At 38.1% G+C, this 24,268-nt stretch carries 19 protein-coding genes and 1 tRNA gene; 10 read left to right on the forward strand and 10 right to left on the reverse strand.

Annotation, left to right across the window (positions count from 1 at the left end; genetic code table 11):
- The first annotated feature begins 29 nt into the window (after positions 1-29).
- The 4 genes from aspS to H6614_05830 all read left to right on the forward strand — a co-directional run bounded on the left by aspS (position 30) and on the right by H6614_05830 (position 4,434).
- On the forward strand, positions 30-1,808 hold the full coding sequence (gene aspS, locus H6614_05815; protein MCB9243171.1) for an aspartate--tRNA ligase: 1,779 nt from the start codon (positions 30-32) through the stop codon (positions 1,806-1,808).
- A 118-nt stretch (positions 1,809-1,926) separates the two neighbouring features.
- A complete protein-coding gene (locus tag H6614_05820; protein ID MCB9243172.1) occupies positions 1,927-3,225 on the forward strand; it encodes an adenosylhomocysteinase in 1,299 nt (432 codons plus the stop codon).
- Positions 3,226-3,240: 15 nt separating this feature from the next.
- Positions 3,241-3,313, forward strand: a tRNA-Thr gene (locus H6614_05825).
- 101 nt (positions 3,314-3,414) lie between these two features.
- Complete coding sequence (locus H6614_05830; protein ID MCB9243173.1) at positions 3,415-4,434, forward strand: potassium channel protein; 1,020 nt, start codon at positions 3,415-3,417, stop codon at positions 4,432-4,434.
- Positions 4,435-4,620: 186 nt separating this feature from the next.
- Here the strand turns inward: H6614_05830 and H6614_05835 are convergent, their stop codons facing one another.
- From H6614_05835 to H6614_05875, 9 genes are all read right to left on the reverse strand, one after another.
- Positions 4,621-6,021 (reverse strand): LysM peptidoglycan-binding domain-containing protein, encoded by a 1,401-nt coding sequence (locus H6614_05835; protein ID MCB9243174.1) that lies wholly within the window; start codon positions 6,019-6,021, stop codon positions 4,621-4,623.
- Between the two features lie 1,772 nt (positions 6,022-7,793).
- Positions 7,794-8,585, reverse strand: a complete 792-nt coding sequence (locus H6614_05840) for a hypothetical protein (GenBank protein MCB9243175.1) — start codon at positions 8,583-8,585, stop codon at positions 7,794-7,796.
- Positions 8,586-8,655: 70 nt separating this feature from the next.
- On the reverse strand, positions 8,656-9,126 hold the full coding sequence (locus H6614_05845; protein ID MCB9243176.1) for a hypothetical protein: 471 nt from the start codon (positions 9,124-9,126) through the stop codon (positions 8,656-8,658).
- Between the two features lie 60 nt (positions 9,127-9,186).
- Complete coding sequence (locus H6614_05850; protein MCB9243177.1) at positions 9,187-9,723, reverse strand: DUF4402 domain-containing protein; 537 nt, start codon at positions 9,721-9,723, stop codon at positions 9,187-9,189.
- 100 nt (positions 9,724-9,823) lie between these two features.
- Positions 9,824-10,327, reverse strand: a complete 504-nt coding sequence (locus tag H6614_05855) for a DUF4402 domain-containing protein (protein MCB9243178.1) — start codon at positions 10,325-10,327, stop codon at positions 9,824-9,826.
- Positions 10,328-10,856: 529 nt separating this feature from the next.
- Positions 10,857-11,297 carry a DUF4402 domain-containing protein gene (locus H6614_05860; GenBank protein ID MCB9243179.1) on the reverse strand — a complete coding sequence of 147 codons (441 nt, stop codon included), beginning with the start codon at positions 11,295-11,297 and terminating at the stop codon, positions 10,857-10,859.
- 226 nt (positions 11,298-11,523) lie between these two features.
- Positions 11,524-12,816, reverse strand: coding sequence for a DNA polymerase IV (gene dinB / locus H6614_05865; GenBank protein MCB9243180.1), 1,293 nt, complete (start codon positions 12,814-12,816; stop codon positions 11,524-11,526).
- A 45-nt stretch (positions 12,817-12,861) separates the two neighbouring features.
- Entirely contained in the window at positions 12,862-13,839 is a 978-nt protein-coding gene (locus H6614_05870) for a CHAD domain-containing protein (protein ID MCB9243181.1), read from the reverse strand.
- A 9-nt stretch (positions 13,840-13,848) separates the two neighbouring features.
- Complete coding sequence (locus H6614_05875) at positions 13,849-14,409, reverse strand: YqgE/AlgH family protein (protein MCB9243182.1); 561 nt, start codon at positions 14,407-14,409, stop codon at positions 13,849-13,851.
- Between the two features lie 170 nt (positions 14,410-14,579).
- Between H6614_05875 and H6614_05880 the strand changes: the two genes are divergently transcribed.
- Together H6614_05880 and H6614_05885 are read left to right on the forward strand one after the other, a co-directional pair.
- On the forward strand, positions 14,580-17,306 hold the full coding sequence (locus tag H6614_05880) for a T9SS type A sorting domain-containing protein (protein MCB9243183.1): 2,727 nt from the start codon (positions 14,580-14,582) through the stop codon (positions 17,304-17,306).
- A gap of 284 nt (positions 17,307-17,590) precedes the next feature.
- A complete protein-coding gene (locus H6614_05885) occupies positions 17,591-20,299 on the forward strand; it encodes a T9SS type A sorting domain-containing protein (protein MCB9243184.1) in 2,709 nt (902 codons plus the stop codon).
- 404 nt (positions 20,300-20,703) lie between these two features.
- Here the strand turns inward: H6614_05885 and H6614_05890 are convergent, their stop codons facing one another.
- Entirely contained in the window at positions 20,704-21,108 is a 405-nt protein-coding gene (locus H6614_05890) for a hypothetical protein (protein ID MCB9243185.1), read from the reverse strand.
- 132 nt (positions 21,109-21,240) lie between these two features.
- Here H6614_05890 and H6614_05895 point away from each other — a divergent pair, with 132 nt between their 5' ends.
- Genes H6614_05895 through H6614_05910 form a run of 4 tightly spaced genes read left to right on the forward strand, consistent with a single transcriptional unit; the run spans position 21,241 to position 24,268 of the window.
- A complete protein-coding gene (locus H6614_05895; GenBank protein ID MCB9243186.1) occupies positions 21,241-22,350 on the forward strand; it encodes a Re/Si-specific NAD(P)(+) transhydrogenase subunit alpha in 1,110 nt (369 codons plus the stop codon).
- A 5-nt stretch (positions 22,351-22,355) separates the two neighbouring features.
- The gene (locus H6614_05900) at positions 22,356-22,649 is read left to right on the forward strand and encodes an NAD(P) transhydrogenase subunit alpha (GenBank protein ID MCB9243187.1); all 294 of its coding nucleotides are present in this window, start codon (positions 22,356-22,358) and stop codon (positions 22,647-22,649) included.
- On the forward strand, positions 22,650-24,041 hold the full coding sequence (locus H6614_05905) for an NAD(P)(+) transhydrogenase (Re/Si-specific) subunit beta (protein ID MCB9243188.1): 1,392 nt from the start codon (positions 22,650-22,652) through the stop codon (positions 24,039-24,041).
- 5 nt (positions 24,042-24,046) lie between these two features.
- Positions 24,047-24,268, forward strand: a complete 222-nt coding sequence (locus tag H6614_05910) for a KTSC domain-containing protein (GenBank protein MCB9243189.1) — start codon at positions 24,047-24,049, stop codon at positions 24,266-24,268.

The following is a 24,268-nucleotide window of genomic DNA, read 5'->3' on the forward strand; positions in this document are numbered from 1 at the left end:
ATTCCGGTATTAATTATTCAAAAACTTACATGAATTTTAATCAAAGAACCCATACTTGTGGGGAATTAAGGCTTTCCAATAAAGGTGAAAAAGTAACTCTGAACGGGTGGATATACGTAAAAAGAGACCTGGGTGGATTATTTTTTGTAGACCTTCGTGATAGGTATGGTATTACACAAATTAAGATATCGCCTGATAAAAAAGACATTTATGATAAAATAAGTAAACTAAATCTTGAAAGTGTAATTTCAACATCTGGTACTGTAGTAGAGCGTGAGAATAAGAATAAAAACATACCGACAGGTGACATTGAGATAGATGTGGATAACGTTGAGATTTTAAATGAATCCGATATAACTCCATTTGTTATTGAGGAGAATGTTAAAGCCTCAGAAGACCTCAGATTAAAATATAGGTACCTGGATATGAGAAGAGAAGGGCTTGCAAAGAATATTGTTATTCGTAGTAAGGTATATCAGGCAACGCGGAAGTATTTTGAAAAGCTTGGCTTTATCGAGATAGAAACACCTATTTTAATGAAATCAACTCCCGAGGGCGCCAGGGATTATCTTGTGCCATCGCGGGTACATAAAGGTAATTTTTACGCTCTTCCTCAGTCTCCACAGATATATAAACAGATACTCATGGTAGCAGGATTTGATAAGTATGTTCAAATATGCAAATGCTTCCGTGATGAAGATCTAAGGGCAGATAGACAGCCGGAATTTTCGCAGATAGACTTTGAGATGAGCTTTGTAAGACAGGAAGATGTTTTTGAGGTGCTGGAAGGACTATATCAGACTATATGGAAAGAGGTTCTAAATATTGATCTACAAACTCCTTTTATTCAGATGACTTACAATGACGTAATTGAAAAATACGGTTCCGATAAACCCGATTTGCGAATTCCCGGAATGGAAATCGGTAACCTTAATGACATTTTTTCCGGATCGGAGTTTAAGGTATTTCAGGATGTGATAAATGACGGGGGAGTCGTGTCAGGTTTTAAATTGGAAGGACAGGAGACATCGCGTAAACTGTTCGACGAATTAACGGAATACGCTAAGAAAGACCTTGGATTTGGAGGCTTAGTGTACATTAAGTTCAATCCTGACGGCGAGATTACTTCCTCGATAAAAAAGTTTCTATCTGAGGCTGAAATAAATAAACTTAAAGAACAGTTTAATGCTGTTGATGGTGACGTTATATTCATCTTGAGCGGTAAGAAAAAGAAGGTATTGGAAGGATTGGGCAAGTTAAGAGTTAAACTGGCTCATGATTATAATTTGATCGACAAATCACAGTTTAAATTCCTTATTGTAAAAGATTTTCCATTATTTGCCTATGATGAAGAAACGGGAGGTTTTGTTGCGGAACACCATATGTTTACAATGCCATTCGATGAGCATTTAAAATATCTAGATAGCAAAGATCGAACAGAGATTGAGAGCATTCGCGCGTATTGTTATGATGTTGTATTGAACGGAAGTGAGATTACCAGCGGGAGCATCAGGGTTCACCGGCCCGACATACAAAAGAAGATCTTTGATATTGTTGGATTTCCTGAGGAGGAAGCACAGAAAAGGTTTGGCTTTATGCTCGAAGCATTCAAATATGGAGCGCCGCCTCACGGGGGTGCAGCCGTCGGATTGGATAGGGTAGTCGCAATAATATGCGGGCTTGACAGCATACGAGACGTCATAGCCTTTCCTAAGACCATACATGCAGCATCGCCCATGGATGATAGCCCAAGTACTGTTTCCGAGCAACAATTAAAAGAATTAGGGATAGAATTAAGCAAAAAATGAGTCTTTTGTATAGAAATTTGTAAATTTTATTATTAAGGTTAATGTTCTATCTTACGAAGTTCAAACAATAATAATCTAATTAAATAGGAGAATATAATTGAGCACAGAAACTCTTGAAATGACACAAGATTATAAAGTTAAAGATATTTCCCTCGCCGAATGGGGGAGAAAAGAGATCGAACTTGCAGAGGCAGAGATGCCGGGTTTAATGGCAATTAGGAGAGAATATTCCGAATCAAAGCCATTAAAAGGAACAAGGATCGCCGGCTGTCTTCATATGACTATTCAGACAGCGGTTCTCATCGAAACTCTAAAGGAATTGGGTGCCGAAGTAAGATGGTCCTCATGCAACATATTTTCAACTCAGGATCACGCGGCGGCAGCAATTGCAAAAGCCGGAATACCGGTCTTTGCATGGAAGGGTGAAACACTAGAGGAATACGATTGGTGTATCGAACAGACTTTATTCTTTGGTGAAGATAAACAGCCTTTGAATATGATCCTCGATGATGGGGGAGATCTTACGAATGTTGTTCTGGATAATTATCCTGAACTTGCACAAAACGTAAGAGGAATTACCGAAGAGACCACTACTGGCGTTCACAGACTTTATGAAAGAATGAAAAAAGGCACACTGCCTGTTCCATGTATCAATGTAAATGACTCCGTAACAAAGTCGAAATTCGACAACAAATACGGATGCCGTGAATCACTTGTTGACGCAATAAGACGTGGTACTGATGTTATGATGGCAGGTAAGGTTGCTGTTGTTTGTGGATACGGAGATGTAGGTAAAGGTTCAGCAGAGTCATTGAGAGGCGCCGGTGCCAGGGTCATGGTTACAGAAATAGATCCTATCTGTGCGCTCCAGGCGGCTATGGAAGGATATGAAGTTGTACTCCTTGAAGAAGTTGCCGGGAAAGCAGACATCTTTGTTACCGCAACAGGAAATAAAGACATTATTACCGGAGAGATATTTAAGAAGATGAAAGACAAAGCTATTGTTTGTAATATCGGTCACTTCGACAATGAAATAGATATGGCGTGGCTGAATGAGAACTATGGAAATACAAAGACAAATATAAAGCCTCAGGTCGATATGTATAAGATTGATGGCAAAGATATTATTGTCCTTGCTGAAGGAAGACTTGTTAATCTGGGCGTTGCAATGGGTCATCCCTCATTTGTAATGTCAAACTCATTTGCAAACCAGGTGCTTGCACAGATCGAGCTTTGGAATCATCCTGAAAAGTATGAAAATAAAGTTTATGTTCTTCCGAAACATCTTGATGAGAAAGTAGCAAAACTTCACCTTGATAAAGTTGGGGCAAAATTAACTAAACTTTCTCCTGATCAAGCTGAATATATTGGTGTTGAAGTTGAAGGACCATTTAAAACTGATTGGTATAGGTATTAAAATTTATAGATATTTGCTATCGTAGCTCAGCTGGTAGAGCAGCTCATTCGTAATGAGCAGGTCACCGGTTCGAATCCGGTCGATAGCTCAAAAGCAGGTTCAAGCCTGCTTTTTTGTTATATAACACAATTATATTCAATTTTTTCTGAATTTTTATTTAACTAGATTTGAAGTGATAAAATCTAAATAATGTTTAGAACCGAAATATTTAAAAGATTATATGGCTCAGGGCTTGGATTAGTTATTACGGTGCTCGTGGGCACTTTTGGATATTGGATACTATTGGATAAAAAGTTTGGGCTTTTCGATTGTTTTTTCATGACGTTTATAACTATTACCACTATTGGATTTGACGAAGTTATACCTCTCCAGGAATATGCAGGGGCAAGGATGTTTACGGTAATTGTAGCAATGGCCGGAATTGGATTTATTACATATTTTGTATCTACATTTGCGGCTGCCATTATTGAAGGTTATATCAGACAAAATTATCAAAAAAGTAAAATGGAAAAGTTAATAAGTCAACTCAGCAAGCATTATATTATCTGTGGGCTAAATCCCTATACAAAGAAAGTAATCGAGGAAATGGATGAAGCTGGCAGGGATCATATTATCGTTGACCCTGACGGTGAGAAATTAGAAGACATACGAAAATCACTTAAGAAAGAGTGTTTTATGGAAGGAGATCCTACAGAAGATGAAACGCTGCAGAAAGCCGGAATAGGGACTTCTAGCGGGGTATTTGCGGCTACTGAAGATGATAATACTAACCTGGTTATTAGCCTGTCTGCTAAGCGTTTAAATCCGGGTATCCGTGTTATTGCATTTTGCTTCGACCGAAAGAATCTAGAAAAGATCAAGTTGGCTGGAGCAGATAAGGTAGTTTCACCTACGAATATTGGTGGCATGCGTATGGCTTCCGAGATGATCCGTCCTGATGTAACTACATTTCTTGACTTTCTATTGAAAGAAGACAGTAAATCTTTCAGAATAGAAGAATTAATCGTGTCTGAGCAGTACCATGGCAAGAACATGAAGGAAATCGATGTCTCAAAGCTTAAATCAACAATTATAATGGCTGTAAAACAAAATAATGATTGGATATTCAAACCCGGCGAAGATTTCACAATCTATAAAGGTGATATTCTTATTGTCATGACTACGGATGAAGAACGTAAAATTTTAGAAAGCGATCTCGCCGAACAATAAGTTAGAAAATACTTTAATTATCCTATTCTATCCGCCTTATATTTATATCTAATAATATATTAATATTTAAATTAAATTCTATAAATAAAGAAACCCCGATCAATCACGATGGGGTTTCTTCTTAGCCTTGAAATTACGTTCATAATTTCAAGTTTACCCTAATTTTTTAGTCTTCACTTACTAAACTTATTTTTCCCTTGGTTTACCTCTTCCTTTTTTGTCATAATACTGACCTTCGATGTTCAGGAATTCCTGTTTCTGCTCATCGGATAGGTGAGGTATCTTCAATACCTGTCTAGGGTATATCAGGTTAGGATTAGTTATTGTAGTTTTTACCCCTTCCGGAGCTGAGATTATGCCGTCTTTATTGGCTTCCCAGATAGCGGGCCAAAGGTGCGGGTTATCGTAATGTTTCTTCATTCCGGCGATTTTCCACAAACAATCACCTTTAACTACGGTATATCCTGTATCTTCACCTTTTTCTACTGTTTCAGATTCCCACTGCTCGAGATTTGTCTTCATCTTTTCATATCTTTCTGCAAATTCTGGTAATGCTGTATATTGCGAAGCAGATATCTCATCAAAGAATTCCTTGTGCGCCTCATCATGTGTTCCAACCCTGCTGTTTATGCGTTTCTCTGTGTAAAGGAATTTTGCTCTGAAACTTGCAATTTCCTGCTCGTCAATGTTAGATATTGTACTGTTGTCAAGTTTTAATACAAAATTAAGTTCTTTTATCTCTTTGTCGTCATTCTCATCATAAATAGTAAAATCTATCTTGTCTGGTTCTGTTTCTGCGCCAAGCATCTCTACCATGGCTGAATCGACATAAGCTGTATAGTCACCCGGTAAAAGACCAAGATAATATAATGTTCCATCATTAAATGACGTGATTACTTTTTCCTCGTCGTTCTCATGGTTTTGTATATGGATCTTAACACTTGGCAAAGGAATTTCAGCACCGTCTTTTACTGCAACAACATTTCCATAAACTTCTTGTGAGAAATAGAACGGGATCTCAACAAGTTTGATCTGGTTTGGATCTGTTACCAGTCCGAACTTTTGGAACTTAGGCTGAAGGAATGGATTCTTTCCCGATAGGGGATTAATTTCGACATTATATTCTCTGTACGGAGTAAGCTCACTGGCAATAAGTACACCGTCATCATTTCTATCCAGCTGTACGTTCTGATTAAACTTAAGATCGATATCATCGACCATAGGTTCACCTTTGTCGTACTTACCGTTACCATTTTCATCCTGGAACATTTTAAATGCAACACCACCTGTACCTACACTCTGTCTCTTGGTTGTAAATATATTTTTATTTGCGTTATCGTAGCCAACTGTTCCATGCACGTTCATTATTAATGACTTATCGTCTACAATCGTATTTGTAACTGCAAACGGAAACTCATATTTAAAAACAACGTTGAATGATGAAAAATTATATTGAAGATCGTTTGAATAATTAAATTCGATCCTTGCGTTCCTTGTAAGATTGCTTGAGTATGTTAGCTTTGCATTCGCGAATTGGTTATTAACGGCATCATATTTTACAACTGTGCTGAAATATTTACCTGACATAAGTTCAGGGAATATTCCATTTAAAAATGTTGCAGGGGTACTTAAGCCAAACCGTATTTCTCTCCTTACACCTGTTGAATACTGTGATTGCTCTTCAGAGTACGCATAGTTAATTGACGGACTGAAGTTTAACATCGAGAAATTTGCTCCTACATCGAGTTTATAATGCTTAGAATCGATTGTTTTCTCATAAAGCGCCTGTCCCTGTACACCAGCTTTAATGTCCATTATATTGACCGGAATACCTGATGTAATCTCGAAATCTTCCTCCAGATTTCTAACGTTATATACCTTATTCTGCTTGTATTTTGTATACTTTAAGCTAAACGATTGCAGATCGAAATATGAAGCGCTTATAGAAACTCTGTGATAAAGCTCAGGTGCAAAAGTGTAGTTGAATAAATAATCATCCATGACCCTGCCTGATAGGGAATTAAAGAAAACCGGATTATTAAATACAACTCCATCTGTGGATGTGAAATCTACTCCAGCTCTATCCGTTAGCCAAGAGGTGATTCCATAACCAAGGCTTCCATGATACATCATATCCTTGGTGTCATTCTGCTGTCCAAAATTTAAATAGTACTGAAAATCACCCTTTGGCAGGTAATCAAATGGAACTTGTATCCTCCTGTTATTCTCGATTAACTGTCCATCAGGGCTGTAAATTTTTAACTCAATGGTGTTCGAGCCATATGTCATGGGTATGTTAAACTGGTAATTACCAAGATCGTCCGCTCTCGTGTAAGCAACCATCTGGTTATTTATATACAACTCCACATCACTTAACGGGACAGTTTTATCAACAAGTACATACGATCCGAAATTCCCCTCCACTTCGAATGGTGCGTTTGTCAATGAAACTCCTGTAAACGAATGCGGGTCTATCCCTTTTGACTGAAGCTTGCTACCGAGTAACACCTGGTTAAGCAACTTCTCTTTACCAAATACATATCTCCAGTTAATATCATAATCAAAATCATTATGATCATGAGATTCACTGCCACTGAGATTTATATTAAGATCGCCACCCATTAGCTCACTTCCTGAATTGATACTATAGCTGTAATTAGGATAGGAGCCTTCTGACATACTTGAAGAAAAGAAATAATCTATAAATTCACCCTTTAACCAATTCTTTGTCCTTTTGAAAAGTAATGGAGTTTCTTTGGTAGTTGTTTCGTCTTCTAATAATGCCTCTCTTAAGCTTTCCCTTTTTGCCCTTGCTTCCAGGGGCGTATTTTCCTCCGTATAAAGCCCAAGTGAGAGCTGACTTAGATCAACTACTATCTCCATATTAAAGGCTGCTGAAAGAACAGTAGGGGAGATGAATATTTCTCCTTCATCACTAATAAATGCGTCACTCTTTGAGAACCTGGTTGTTTGTCCGTTAAAGGTTATTTCTCTCGAATCCAGATCTATCATATACTCTCTACCGGAGTACATATAATATCCCGAAATTCTGTTTCCTGTCTGTGTATTGTTGATCTGTAAAGAATTAAAGAATTGCTGAACAGGTATGTATGTATTCTCGCCATTGTAGTAGCAGGTAAAAAGCGTACTAACAAGGCCGGCGTAATTGAAATTCAAATACATTTCCTCCGGACCTGTTTCAGTTTCTTCTTTGGAAACATTACTTTCAGGATTTTCTGTAACTATTGAAACCGAATCCTTATCTGTCTTATCGCCTGCTGCATTTGTTTCCTGAGAAAATACAGGACTAATGGGCACTAATGCAAAGAACAGCGATATGATTATGAGAACGTTTTTCATCAATTAATGCTAAAGCTGACAGATTTAGTTATTGGAGTCTTTAACGGTTTATCACTTATTGGAATATCTGGATTAGTATCTGAAGTAAGAGTAATTTCAGCTTTATACTGACCCGGCTTTAGATCTTCTAATCTAAATGAATTTTTCCTTGTCATTCCGTAGTAAACAGTAAAATATTGTGTCTGTTCGGTTACAAGGCTTCCCGATGCGTCAAATATCTTTACAGTTGTTCCGGCAAAAAACGGCGAATCTCCCTTTACTTCGAGTGGAACATTAATGTTTAAATATTCTTCATCAGTGTTCGTTGTAATATCCTGCAGGTTGACCGAATTTTCATACCTTTTGTTTTTGTATATTACGGTCGTGACCTGGTTAAGTACGAAGTTAATTGATGCCGATAGGGAAGTGGAAGTATCGGTTATCACTTGTTTTGATTGTGTGGATGTAATTATCCTTGTCCAGTAAGTACCTTCCTTCATATCCTTTTTCGGCTTAACGGTCATCCTTACAGTTTGTTTGTCACCGGGTTTTAAAGTGAATTTCTTTGGGAACGCATTCACCATATCGGTTAGATCATAGCTCATGTTTATTCCGCTGGAATCACTGTAGAGCATTGTTACGTTGCCCTGTGCGTCTGAAGCAGGATAGCCGAATTTAAAGAATATTGTTACTTCTTGAGTTTCAGTGGTCTGGTTAGATACTAAAAATGTACCAAATTGGTTCTTCTGATCTATCATAACCACATAAGGTGATATCACGATCTGCGCAAAAGAGGCTGACACTGATATCATTAATGCTAGTAGGGTAAATGTTAACGTTTTCAAAGCTAATTTTTTTTCTTTTTGAGAAAAATTTAATTTATTAAAGTATAACTGTTGTAATTGTTATAGTTCCTTCATAATTATTTGACGGGTAAGCATTAGTTGGTGGTGAAACTGTGCCGCCCAGCCATATGGTAATTTCATCTGTCCCCGATAAAGTAACGGTGAGACTATTGTTAGGGTTAAATACTGTAGCTCCGGTCGGATTTAAACTTCCACCGATCTTATAACCTGCATTATTAGAAGCTATAGAAAAGGGTATTGTATGTCCTGCACCGTCGTTTAGAGTACTTGGAATTGTATGAGTAATTCTTATTGTTCTGTTATTGTTTGGAAGATCGATTCTATATCTGCCTCCATAGTAATCATAGTATGGCGTCGAATTCGGATATCCCGGAAATGAGTCATACAAAAGCAAAGATAATTTTGCATTATATGATTGCGCAAAACCTGGTGTATAAAACGTTATCGCGAACAAGATAAGAGTCAGTATTTTAAGAGTTTTTTTCATTTCAAGTTTTTGTCTTAGTTTTTGTGCTATAAAATTAATCATTTTCAAACTAAGATTTTATTAATAAACAGATGTAACAACAAAATTACCAATGTACTTTCCATTTTTTAGAGACAATGGAAGCTGCATAGTTCCGCCAATCCATAAATTTAATTTACCTACCTTTGACATATCATACAGCGCAATGCTGGTACCACTTGGCAGGGGATTAGGATTGGTATAACCGTTTTCAGATCCTGTTTCTTCTGCTACGTTTGTCTTAAAAGTCATTTTAGCATCATCATATGATTGCTTCCCTGAACGGTTGTTTGTGATATTAGTCAGGGTAACCGATTGATCATATAATATAGTTACCATCCTATTCGATTGCCCAAGAATAGTGAATTTTAAGCCGTCAAAATTAGAAATAATTTTTTGATTTTCACTATTGCGCAATGCAAGCTCTCCAAGAAAAAGACTATTGCCACCCTCCATGGCAAGCCCGCGCTCTAGTGTTGCTCTAACCGATAGGGTAGTGAAGTTATTATCTTGAGCGGAAGTATTCTTAAATCCTAATACTATCAGTATTGTCAGTATGGTTAGTATTATTTTTTTCATTTGCTCGTTTATGATCTTTTTTTGTTTTTAAGACTCTTTACCCCGTTTCCAGGGTAAAGAGTTTACATAGCAATCAGTCAAACATGAAGGTTGCAAAAACTTAATAAGCTACCGTTACTGTAATAGTACCGGTCTTTACACCCGATGTAGCACTTGTTGTTGCAGTCAAAGTACTACCAAGCCATAATGTCTTGGCACCTGAGCTCGAAAGTGTAGTTGAACCGTTTACACCTGTAAGAATGTTCGAACCTGAAGTATAAGTACCTGTGTCTGTTACATGCATAACCCATGTGCTGACAGTTACTGCCGGATCACTCATTGTCAGTGTTGCATCTGATAAAGTAACGTTAATAGTCGTAGATGCATTACCTGAAACCGAGAATTTTGCACCGTTTTGTGGTGTTAATGTCGAAGATGCAGAGTTATCTGGATTCTGTTGAACTATACCAAAATCCATATCTGTATCTTTTACAATAGTCAGACCCTTTCTAAGGTTAGCTGTTACGTTTGCGTTAGCGTTAGCTGTAACCTGAGCGAAAGAGGATGAAGATACTGCAAGAGTAATTAGCGCAGTAACTAAAAGAAATAACTTCATTTTTTTCATTTTCTGAGGTTTAAATTAAGTAAAAGTTAATTTTTAGCGTTTTTTTTGCTGTTTTTTATTTAAATAGAGCATATTTTGTACATCCCGGAGGGGAGATATGCAAAATTTTGCTTAAATACCTATTTTTTCTTTTCTTTAATGTCCGGGAATATTATCCCGTCAAATACTAATTTATACAAGTTTTCCATACTAAAGTAATTTTACTTTAATTTCAATTTATTCAGAGCAATCTAACTTTAATCTAGTCATCAAACTTACAATCAAATAAATTAAATGTCAAGAGTAAAATTACTAATAATTTAAAAAAAAGTTTAGCTATTTTACTAAGGTATTTTTGAGGGCAAATTAGGAGTGGGGACGGTTGCATAATCAATTTATTTATATGGTACTTATATGAGTGATAGAAATCTTGGATTTACAAATAATTTTCTAAAAATTTGAAGATTATAAATGAGATGTAGCTAATTAGCTATATCAGAGTTTGTAGGTTATGTCTCAAAAAGAAGGGGATAGTGTAGTTGGCTAGCTCCTAATAGCTGACAGTAAATGTAAGCGTACCAACATAGTCACCTGAGGATTGGTTTCCTGGTACTGTAAGAGCTCCTCCAAGCCAGAAATATACCTTTCCTATACCGTCATTATCGGTATCTCTGAAGTATAAATTACCGTAATTATATGTATTTCTGCTCACATTATAAGGATTTGACCAGTTCGAATTATCGCCGGTGTGTTGTATAATGTCATTTGGAGAGAAGGTTAGTGTACCATTCGTTCCGCCGTGGCTTATTACCCAGGCGTAATTATTAAGAGTAATTGTTTGAGGCCAGTCTGCATAGATCACATAGTTAGGGGATCCTGTGGCTTCAAATTTCTGCCCATTTTGGTTAGAAATTGAGAAATTTTGGGAGCTGGTTGTTACATTTATATTTCCAAAATCGAGGTGATTGGCTCCCACGGTATTTACTGTCATTATTCTCAATACCCGGGCATATACTCCCAAAGTTGTGCTTGCTTGAGAGTAACCGCTTATTGGTAAAATTAAATAGAGTAATACTACCGCAAAAAAACATTTAGAGAAGCTTGAGAGGATCTTTGTCATTTAGAATTTATTGATGATAAAATAATAAACAAATATAGTAAAAATTTTTTTATATCTAAAAGGAAAATCCTTGCTGAAGAGTTATTAGGGATAGATGTTAATTTGTTACGCCGATGCGTATAATCTTATCACCATATTTTTCTTTTAGGGTATCTAGAGCATAATATGGATTATGATGATTGTCATCGAACAGGTTAAGATTTTCTCTTTGCAGATCTGCTCTCAATTCCCATATCGATATTCCGAGCATTCGGGCACGCTTAGCTTCGACCGGCTTTTCTAACTGTGTCAATAATTTTTTGAGTAGACTGAAAACAACTCTATCATCATTCGTATAAGTCGGTAATTCACCTTTGGCACCCTGGTAGGAGAGATCTTCGTATCTTAGTGTTAGGTGTACCATCTTGGCTGTTAGTTTACGTGTACGTAATTTTCTGCAAACATATTCACCCATGCGTCTAGCTTCTTCTAGTATATCATGCTCTTTATATACAGGTACTGAAAGAGTATGGTTATGTGAGAGCGACTTCTCAGCTCTCTCCCTTCTGTATATGTCTGATGTGTCTTCACCCCGCGCCATTTTGTAAAATACTGTTCCGTTTATACCAAATTCCTTCTTTACCGCGCCGGGATTGGCTTTCGCGAGATCACCTATACTGTTTATGTTTAATGCCCACATCCTTCTCTGTATGCGCCTGCCTATACCCCACAACTTGCTTACAGGGAGTTTATATATCTTTTCCTTGTCCTCTTGTGTTATCACGGTAAAGCCGTTCGGTTTTTCAAGTTTTGAGCCCAACTTTGCATACGACTTGTTATAAGATAATCCCATAGAAACGGTCAGCCCTTCTTCATCAAATATATGTTCTTTTATCTTTCGTGCTTCCTGTATAGCTGACTCAAAATTTCTTACTACCGGTGTTAGATCCACAAAACATTCATCTACACTATACTGCTCGATTCCATTATCCGGAACATGTGTATTCAACAATTCCATTATATTAAGCACAATGGCCTCGTATTTGGGTCCGTAACAGGGTACCGAGATTAGTTCTGGACAAAACTTTCGTGCCTGGTGCACAGACATACCTGTCTCTACTCCCATGGCACGGGCTTCATATGATGCCGTCATAACAATGCCACCTCTGTCCGTTCCCCCAACTGAAATCGGCTTTCCTCTGTACCTGGGATTATCCCTTTGCTCTACCTGTGCATAAAATGCATCGAAATCCAGATGTATAAAAAATCTGTTCTGATGTTCTGTAATTTTGTAATCGAAATCCTTTATATGTGGGAATGAATAGAGCGGTAGTATCCTAACCCTTTTTTTGAGATGATGGCTTCTGCTTTTTTCTCGTGGTATAAAATAATCTGAGCTAATCTGATTCATACCATAAAAATATATGGTATATCCAAGAAAGTAAAGGGTTAAAATTTACTCTGAAATAGCATAGATTATTTTTTCACGGAAATTTGTATTATTCCATGTTTGGAGAGTTACTCTGATCATTTCGTAATATTTCTTTCTCTCGAGCAATAATTTCGCGATTAGTTTTTTTAAAAGGAGTAAGCTAAGTTTATTTTTAGGTGAAATATCATTAAATATAGACATTTCCATACGAAATTCAGTTATCTGCTCGTCTAAGATATCTCTATCATGTATTTCACCCAGTATTTCAACAAAATCCTTTACCTCTTTAGCTAACTTACCAAAACTTGGTCCATAAGCAAACCGAAAAAATTCCATAGCGTACCGGAGGGGTTTACCTTTAATACGCATCTTATGTAGCTCCTCTGAATTTTTGCTGTCGGGATTTTCCATAATTGGCTTTGCTAACCGCATTACCCTGTCGTAAAATCGGGGCACTATTAATAGTCCATTTGCCCTGATTCCTTGATTTAAATTTAAATACTTAATATCTCTAAATGATTTAATATTTAAAGTATTAACTTGTATTAGATACTTGTTGCTAAGATAATTTATTTCATTAATTACTTTGCTATTATTTATAGCATCTACTCTATGTCCTTTTGCCTGCTTTTTTAGCCGGGCAATAAGCAAATTTAATGTATCCGTTCGGGAATCCTTCTTGTGTTTCTTTAAAAACTTTTCTATAAGCTGGATCGAGACATCGTTTTCCCGTGCCTTTCCGAGTGATTTTATTATATCTTTGAGAGTGGATTTTCCTTTGTTTAATAGCGGTAAGGGAAGTATTTCGCCAATTGAGTCTAAGACTGTTTGAAGACGACGGGCTGACACACGTATATCGTGGATAATATTAGGATTGGATATTCCTTTTTTGTCGGTGGAAAGCGATACTAACTCCTTAACTCCATTATTTATTAATAGCTTTAAGGATTCATGTAATGGGCTGTCAGGATTTAATTCTTGTATGTCATTTGCCCTGGACATAAGAATTGTTTAATTGACGGATGGATCTTCAGGAAATGTAGATATAATCTTAAATTCGCCTCCCATATCTCGCAATAGGTCACTCCATAAACTATCCATATTTTCATCAAAAATCCTCGATTTATGGTCCTCTGTAACGATCCAGGAATCATAGTTCATTTCACCTTCCAATTGTCCCGGACTCCAGCCGGCATATCCCATATAAAATCTAAAGTCAGATGGATTTAATGAACCACTTGAGGCAAGTATTTTTACAGTTTCAAAGTTTCCGCCCCAAAAAAGCCCATTTCCTATCTCGTATCCGCCATCTATTTGATCACCGGCTCTGTGTATAAAATTGAGCATTTCCTGCTGAACCGGACCCCCGAGAAATACCGGAGCTTCGAAACCGGGCAGATCTTCTATTACGTCTCCCGCTTTAAGTTTTAAGGGCTTATTAACTATAAATCCTATGCTTCCCTCGTCATTATGTTCTGTAAGGTAAATTACCGATCTTTTAAAAATATCGTTCAAAAAGGGAGCCGAAATAAGTAATCTGCCTTTTGCGGGTTTATTGTAATTTTTGCCCATATACAAATTTAATTTTTTTGGGCTTATATAGCCATACAAATTAAACACTGAAACTGACATTTGGATTTCAATCCAAGCCATGCGGCTACTATGTTTCGACTTATTTTTCGTTGGAATTTAAACTAAATTTATGATAATTTTGTTTAGTAGGTTAGGCATAATTCGGGTAAATGAAAAGAAATTTTTACAACCTTTATTTTATTTTTTTTATAACAATAATTCTAACCGGCACTCTTCAGGCGCAGGTCTCGCGTCATTTTTCCTGGTTGCATCCAAAACCCCAGGGACAATCCATTAGAAATGTATTTACAATAGATCAAAATAAATGGTATGGCGTAACACTCTCCGGTGATTTTATTAGAACTATCGACGGGGGTGCGAGCTGGACCATTACTGATAATATAGGCGGAACAAATCTTTCGACAGGGAATCCTTTTGCGTTGTATGATCTTAATATGTTTGACGAAAAAACCGGAGTGATCTGCGGAGAAGATGGCTTACTTGCGCGCACTACAACAGCTGGGGTTACATGGGAAAAATTTTCCGTTCCTGATGATAATAGGGGTATCTGGTATGACTTCTTTTTTGTTAACGCAAAAACAGGTTTCGTAGGTGGTGAATCACGCAATGGAATTAAAATGACAACTGACGCAGGGCTACATTGGAGTGATATACATTCTCCTAATACTAACGCATTTAGTATTTTTGCTTTCGATGCAAATAATATTTATACTTCATCTGATAATGGAAAAGTGTTTTTTACTGAGGACGGCGGAGAGACTTGGAATGCTATTAATACCGGTTCGAATGATACTCTCTGGAAAATAAATTTTTACGATAAGCAAACTGCTGTTGCCTGTGGTACATCGAATACTGTAATGCTTACTAAAGATAGAGGAAGGACTTGGAACTTGTTTACTAAAAACCTTCCTGAAAATACCTGGTATGATATTGATTTTCAGACAGACGAAACTTCAACTGCTGTATCCGAATCATTTGCATCGGAAAGTTTTCCTCCGGATGGATGGAGCTCTTTTTCATATTCCGGTTCATCGATGTGGGAAAGATCCACAGTTTCACCTAACCTCACTCCTGCCTGCGCATGGAGTAACTTCGACCCGGTAATGGGGGACAATGTTCTTCTTACCCCTGAACTTGAAATAACGGCAGGTGATCAGCTTGTATTTTACCTGAGACGAAGTTATACGGGTACTATTTTTAATTGGGACTCTCTCGAGGTATTTGTTTCAGCCAGGGGAGGAAATACTACTCGGCACCTTGAGCCGTTAATGCGAATAGGTGTAAACTCAATTGACACCTCCCTTTCCACTTATCCGCCAAGAATAGGCACTTACAAGAAATACGTTTTCCAACTCGACAAATATGCCGGTAATATAGTCCAGGCAGGATTTAGACACAAGAATTCCGATGGAACAGGTGTACGGCTTGATGAGATTTTATTGGGTTCATACAGATCTAAAAAACTCCAGCGAGTTTATCTGACTGGTAATAAAGTAAATGTCTACAGAAATACAGTATCACCTTTCGTATCATCAAAACAACCATGGATGCCTGTATCTTTTATAAACTCAGGACAGGTATACAAGGGCAATGCTCTTTCAACTGTGGTTATGGGTGAGGACTCTCTTATCGTTGCAGGTACAAACGGACTCATCAACAAAAGCTACTCTTCTACTGGTAACCAATCATACTCTGATAGAAATACTGACAATAACCTCTATGACCTTTGGACTAACTCTTCCGGCGCAAAAATAATTAGCGTAGGTTCTTCCGGAGACGTTCTAACTTCGAATAACGGAGGACAGTCCTGGGAATATAATAATATTAGTGAAAGATCCCTTTACAGTATTTCAATGGTTGATGACAATACCGGATGGATTGCCGGAGCGGAAGGTTATTTATATCGAACAACAGACGGAGGGGTTACATGGGACAGATCGGTAAACCACAAAGCAATTAACCTTGTCTTCAATGATTTTCGTGAGATTAATTTTGTAGATCCCAAAGTTGGTTGGGCTTTCGGTCAAAATGGTGCAATAATAAAAACAACAAGCGGTGGCGATGTTTGGACAAAGCAAAATTCAAACCTTGCTAAAGATATTACTATTCATGATTCATACATGTTAAACCGAAGCGAAGGTGTATTTGTTGGCGAACATGGAGTGATAGAAAAAACTACAAACGGCGGTGAAAAATGGATCCGCTTGAATTACAATAATCCAAATACCGATCTCCGAAGTGTCTTTATGTTTGATTCAAATAATGGTTGGATATGTGGAACAAAAGGGGTTTTATTAAAAACGTCTGATGGAGGAGACAGCTGGACATCTGTCGAGCTTCCTTATCCATACACTGACCTTTACGGAGTACAATTCATCGATAGCGATAATGGAATAGTTGTCGGTGAGTCTGGTAAGACTTTCCGTACGACCGATGGAGGTGTTTCATGGGAATTTGAAAACTCGGGCGCAACCGATCACTACTCGATACAAATGCTATCACCGGAGATTTCGTATATATCCTCCTCAACCGGAAATATTATTATGTATAATAGTCGCGTGGAAACCAGTAACCGAATTGTTTTTAGAAATGAGCAAAATTCTCCGGACAAATTAACCCTCGAACAGAATTATCCTAATCCCTTTAATCCAACTACTAATATATCATTCTCTATACCGCAGCCGGGCAATATTTCCCTAAAAGTGTATGACCTTGCCGGTAGGGAAATCATATCCTTAATAAATAACGAATTATTAAATTCCGGTACTTACTCAAAATCATTTAACGGTGAAAACCTAGCCTCTGGTGTCTATTTTTACTCTCTCCAAATTAATGGAAAAGTCTCCATGACCAGAAAAATGCTTCTGGTTAAATAACCATTTTTATCCCAAATACATAACAATTATATTTTTATCTTGACTATACAATTCTTTAGTCTTATTCTGTAGGATAAAGGCTAAAATGTTTGTAGGAAATTTCCTATTTTATTGTAGGTAATCACCTATGGGGCGATAAACACGGATCTATTCTCCATTTCTACTCAACACCTTCCAATAATGGAGAAACCTGGAAACTGATGCATATCCATTTTTAGAGATTTCAACCAAATAAGCATTGAATTTCTTTTAATTCATTTCTTTAATATAAAGGAGGATTTACTATGAGAAAATTGATTTTCTCACTTTTCTGGTGCGCTATTATGCTTTTATTCACCTTCCAGATTTCTTCAGCGCAGGTCAATAATGAGCATAAATATCTTCACCCTTCACCACAGGGTGCTTACCTTCGATGGGTAAAAATGTGGGATGCCAATAACTGGTATGCAGCTGGTTACGGCGCTACCTTCATGAAGACATCAAATGGGGGCAGTACGTGGACAGTTTATAACAGTTTTTTTGTTGATGGTAGTTATGGATACGATTTTCATTACGATGCTTTCTTTATTAATATGAATACAGGCTGGATGTGCGGAAACACCGGTAAGATATTTAAAACGACAAACGCAGGGGTAACCTGGGATACTTCCATTACAGCAATATCTTCCGGCGTAACCTGGTATGATCTTGAATTCCTTGATGCGAATACCGGCTTTGCTGCAGGAACATCAACAGGAAGAGTTGCAATGACAACTGACGGAGGAGCTACATGGTCGATGATGGGTACTCCGCCAAGTGCTACTTATTACGGTGTATATGCAAAGGACGCGAATAATGTTATTGCAACTTCCACAGCTGGAAATATTCGTAAAACTACAGATGGAGGTACTACATGGACAACTATAAGTACAGGAGCATCGTCAACTCTCTACAAAGTTAACTTCCTAAATGCAAATACCGGCTATGTGTGCGGTAGCTCGACTGCAATAAGATATACTACTGATTTTGGAGACACATGGACTAGTACAAATACCGGTGTTGCATCATCTACTTTTTATGATATTGATTTTACCAGTAATACACTTCCGGCACCTACACTTAGTGAAGGATTTGATCCAGTAGCATTCCCGCCAACTGGTTGGGCACAGGCTAATCTTTTGGGAACAAAACAGTGGTCCCGCTCTACAACAAATCCGCACACCGGTTCAGCTGTTGCTCTTAGTGACTGGGAAACAACTGGTGGAGTTGATTGGCTAAGAACTAATTCTAATGCTGTTTACGCAGGTGATTCACTAACATTTTGGCTTAGAAGATCATATACCGGAGCGTCTTTTGACTGGGATTCACTCCAAATATGGGTTGGTACCTCAGCTGATACATCGACTATGACAAAAATACTTGCGCTCGGTGTAAATAATCTGATAGACACAACAGGCAACTCGTATCCGCCAAGACCGGGAACCTACAAAAGATATGCGGTTAATATGAGCTCCTTTGCCGGACAAAACGTCTTCATTGCATTCAGACATAGTAATCTTGACGGAACAGGGGTTAGACTTGACGATCTTGATCTTGGCTTAAGCCGTCCGTCATCACAGGATAATGTGATCATTACAGGAAATTCTTTTAATTTATATACATCTCCTGTTGGACAGGATGCGTTCGATACACTTCAGATATTAGATAATTCGCAGCCATGGACAGGTACCTTTTATAGTACAGATCTTTTAGGTGATACCATTACTTCAGCCGGACAATCAGGTATGATAAATACTCGCTACAGTCCGTCAAATAGAGTTGCTCACACCAATTGGATCAAAGCTGGTAACTTTTATGACATCTGGGCTGAGAGTACTACAGGAAGAGTAATAGCAGTCGGATCACCGGGTATAGCCGGAAGCGTATTCGACCAGGTAATGTACTCTACTAACGGAGGACAGGACTGGGCTATAGGTAACTTTTCAGGAACTGCCGATGAAGACCTGAATAGCATCTGTATGATAAATGCTACAACCGGTTTTGTTGCTGGTGATGAAGGCGGAGTACATAAAACAACTGACGGCGGTGCTACATGGACAGAACTAACTGCTACAGGTACTACAACTGAATTAGAAAAGGCAGTCTTTTTGAATGCAAATACCGGGTATGTCTTCGGTGATGATGGTAATAATTATAAAACAACCAACGGCGGTACATCCTGGAGCCCTTATACATGGGGTGGTGGAACAAATGATGTTTATGGTGCATTCTTTGTTGATGTTAATACCGGATGGGCGGTTGGACAGTCAGGTGATGTTTATAAAACTACTGACGGTGGTGCTACAACAACATCACAGGATGCAGGAGTCGGTACTTCAATTATCTATGATATATTTATGCTGAATGCAAATACAGGTTGGCTAACCACTACAACAGGAAGAGTAAGACATACGTCTGACGGCGGTACAACATGGGATACTGTAGATGTTCCTTTCTCGAGTACATGCCAATCCGTTTTCTTTACAGATCCATTGAATGGAATGGTGACCGGCTCAACCGGAGCGGTTTTTAGAACTCGGGACGGTGGAAATAGCTGGGAATCTACGAATATAGGATATTCCACTCCTTATCAGGTATATATGACCGCTACTAATAGAGCTTTCATATGCGGTTCCATACAATCTGTCTATCAATACCAGGAAACTGTGACCGGAAACGGCATTAATTTTACAAACAACGTTCCTGATAAATACTTCCTCGATCAGAACTATCCAAATCCATTCAATCCAAGCACAACGATAAAGTTTGGATTGCCAAAGGAAGGAACCGTATCACTCAGGATCTATGATATAGCTGGTAGGGAAGTATCAAATATTATCAACAATCAAAGAATGAATGCAGGAATAGTTTCCTATAATTTTAATGGAAGCGCTCTTGCATCAGGCGTATATTTCTATACTCTTGTAGTTGATAATAATTTAATTGCTACCAAGAAAATGGTTCTTGTTAAGTAAGATTTATTGTAAAAGTTAAAGTAATACTTTAATATATTTTTCCGAGTGCCTTGGACTATGTTCAGGGCACTCTTTATTGAGCTATAACTTGATTATTTATTTGTTGAATATATCATTTATTATCAGTATATTAAAATACTCAACTCGAAATTTCTACACTAATAGCTCTTAATTTCCATTGTTGTATTTATGTTGATTATGAGAGGTTTTGACTGTTATGCTACCGTCCTTGCATGTGGGATAAAAGCATTTATGGTTAACTAGGATAGCTGGTTCAAATTTCATTTGGACCTCCTTAACAAACAAAGCGTCCTGAATGTGCGGCAGGACGCTTTCTTTTTGCTAAAAAAAGGCGGGGTTTAACCCGCCTGGTTTGAAAATATGTCAGACATTGAAAATGAGCTCTAATTCATTCCCATTTTGCCTTTGCCATATTTCCTCCTCAAATTATTTCTCATGTTATTTTCGATCTGTGTATACTTATCGTATTGATCGGAATTAAGGATAGATTTCATACTATTGTTCAGATCGGTTCGTCGCTTATCGGATGCATCTCTGAACGCATCCCTGTCACCGCTGTACTTTTCGAAATCTTCGTCCCTCTGCTGTTCATGAGAAAGCAATGTGCTATAGACCTTATTATACTGATCATCACTCAGATTTAGCTGGTCATTGAGATAATCTGCCATATAGCCGGCTCTATCTCCGCATTTTCCTGAGTACTTATAGTTATCATTATTCGGCTGGGAAAGTCCTGCTATTGCCGTAAACGCGACTATAAAAAATATTAATATGATCTTCGTTTTCATATCTTCTCCTATTAAATTTCTTCCCTAATTATAATCTATATACTGGTAGATTAATTTGGTATGATTTATATCACAAACAGAATTGAAAATTTTTACTATATTAGTATACAGTGTAAAACTAAATTCTCAACTGTGGTCATAGGAGTTCCCCGGGAAATAACTGAAAATGAGAACAGAGTTGCTCTGGCTCCTGATACCGTGTCCAAGCTTGTTAAGCTGGGATTCAAAATTTTGATGGAAAAAGATGCCGGTATAAATGCTGGGTTTAGTGATCAGGCATATACGACCGCAGGAGCAGAGATATCACCCGATACCAAATCACTTTATAACTCATCCGACATTATTTTAAAGGTTCAAAAACCCACTCCCGACGAATTGAAGTCAATGAAAAAGGGGACTTACCTTATTTCTTATTTCTTCCCGTTGATAAATACCGACCTTGTAAAAACCGCCGCTGATGCCGGGATAAACGTCATGGCAATGGATGCCGTTCCGAGAATTACCCGTGCGCAATCGATGGATGTTCTAAGCTCCCAGGCTAATCTTGCCGGGTATAAAAGCGTGCTCATGTGCGCTAACGAACTTGGTAAAATATTCCCCCTTATGATGACTGCCGCCGGTACAATAACACCCGCCAAGGTTGTAATAATGGGTGCTGGTGTTGCGGGTTTACAAGCGCTTGGTACTGCAAAAAGGCTAGGAGCTGTTGTCGAAGTTTCAGATATCCGGCCTGCCGTTAAAGAGGAAGTGCAGAGCCTCGGAGGAAAATTCATCGAAGTAGAAACAACTGAAGATATGCAGGATGAAGGAGGATATGCAAAGGAAGTATCGGAAGAATTTCTCAAAAAGCAAAAGGATCTTATATTCAAACATATTACTGAAGCCGACATTGTGATCACTACTGCCCTTGTTCCGGGTAAAAAGGCGCCTGTCCTTGTTACAGAAGAGATGGTAAAAAATATGAAACCGGGCTCTGTAATACTCGATATGGCGGTAGAATTTGGTGGCAATTGCGAGCTTAGTGAACTGAACAAGACTGTTACTAAACATGGTGTGAAAATAATAGGTGAACCCAATATCCCATCTCTCGTTCCAAAGGATGCAAGTGAGGTTTATTCTAAGAATCTACTCAATCTGTTAAAACTTATATCGAAAGAAGGTGAGCTTGCTATTGATGACGAGGATGAGATAGTTAAAGGAATCTTGATTGTAAAAGACGGCAATATTCTTAACAATAAATAAAGATTATGGAAAATCTCGGTTTATTAATGATGATATATGTTTTTGTGCTGGCTATATTCATTGGGTTTGAGCTTATATCCAAGGTTCCGCCAACACTTCATACACCACTCATGTCAGGCTCAAATGCTATATCCGGGATAACGATCATCGGTTCGCTCCTTAGTGCAGGTGCCGAAGAGTTTACACTAAGTACAATACTTGGACTTATCGCTATAATCTTTGCTATGATTAATGTTGTCGGTGGTTATATGGTTACCGATAGGATGCTCAAAATGTTTAAAAGGAAAGACAGTAAATAAATGAAGGAATTTCTCGAAATAGCGCCTTATATATTTTATCTCGTTGCTTCGGTACTGTTTATTATCGGGATAAAGATGCTCGGGTCTCCAAAGACCGCGAGAAAAGGAAATATGTATTCGGCAATAGGTATGCTTATCGCTATTGTAGTGACCCTTATTGATCAACGTATCCTTACATTTGAATGGATAATAATTGGAATTGTTGTTGGTTCACTAATTGGAGCAGTTCTTGCTATCAAAGTACAGATGACAGCAATGCCCCAGATGGTAGGACTGCTTAACGGATTTGGAGGCGGTGCTTCCGCGCTTGTTGCATTTTCTGAATATTTCAAAAGCGATGGTTACAATGATGTTCAGACATCTGTATCGGTCGTTCTTAGTATTCTTATTGGTGCGGTTACATTTAGCGGGTCATTGATCGCATTCGGAAAACTGCAGGGCATTGTTACAGGGCGAAGCGTGAAATTCCCGATGCAAAATGCCGTGAATGTTGTATTGATATTATTCGTATTATTCCTGGGTGTTCTGGCTGTAATAGATCCGACTACCTCACTTTATTACGAAATCATTGTAGTTGTTTCTCTTATACTGGGTGTATTGCTCGTTATGCCAATAGGTGGTGCTGATATGCCCGTTGTAATATCACTATTGAATTCATACTCGGGTATCGCTGCGTCTATGACCGGATTTGTATTAGGAAATAACATGCTGATAATTGCCGGTGCATTGGTTGGAGCTTCAGGTATAATCCTAACAGACATTATGTGTAAAGGCATGAACCGCTCTCTGATGAATGTGCTTCTCGGAGGTTGGGATACAGCCGCAACTCTTGCCGCGGATCAGGCCGGTCAGAAAGAGGTTACCATTAAGTCGGTAGATGTTGAAGAAGCCGCTTTGATATTTGACGCCGCAAGCAAAGTAGTTATCATTCCCGGTTATGGAATGGCTGTTGCGCAGGCTCAGCATGCTGTAAAGGAATTGATGAACGTTCTCCAGAGCAGGGGAATCGATGTAAAGTTTGCTATTCACCCTGTGGCGGGAAGAATGCCCGGTCACATGAATGTCCTTCTGGCTGAAGCTGACGTACCGTACGATCGTCTCTATGCTCTCGAAGATATTAATGACGACTTTTCTAATACGGATGTTTGCCTTATAATCGGAGCCAATGACGTAGTAAATCCCGCAGCAAGAAACAATCCTGCCAGCCCGATATATGGAATGCCGATATTAAACGCGGATTTTGCAAAAACAGTGATAATTAACAAAAGATCTATGGCTGCAGGTTACGCAGGTATAGATAATGAATTATTTGGTTACCCGAACGCTCTTATGTACTTCGGTGATGCCAAAGATGCCATGACAAAACTCGCCAACGAACTCAAAAATATGTAACCCTGATGGAGGAGATTCCATTAATCCCTGTAGATTCGACAAGTATAAAAGCTATCGGCTATGATGTAATAAATGGAATTCTTAGGGTAAGATTTGTTAATGATAATGTTTATGATTACTTAGAAGTCCCGCCGGATATTTTTGATGAATTTATGAATTCACCTTCAAAGGGCACATACCTGAATACAAAGATTAAAGACGCCTACCGCTTTGAAAAAGTAGATTGA

The organism is Ignavibacteriales bacterium (assembly GCA_020635255.1).
Classification (GTDB): Bacteria; Bacteroidota; Ignavibacteria; order Tepidaquicellales; family Tepidaquicellaceae; genus JAEYVS01.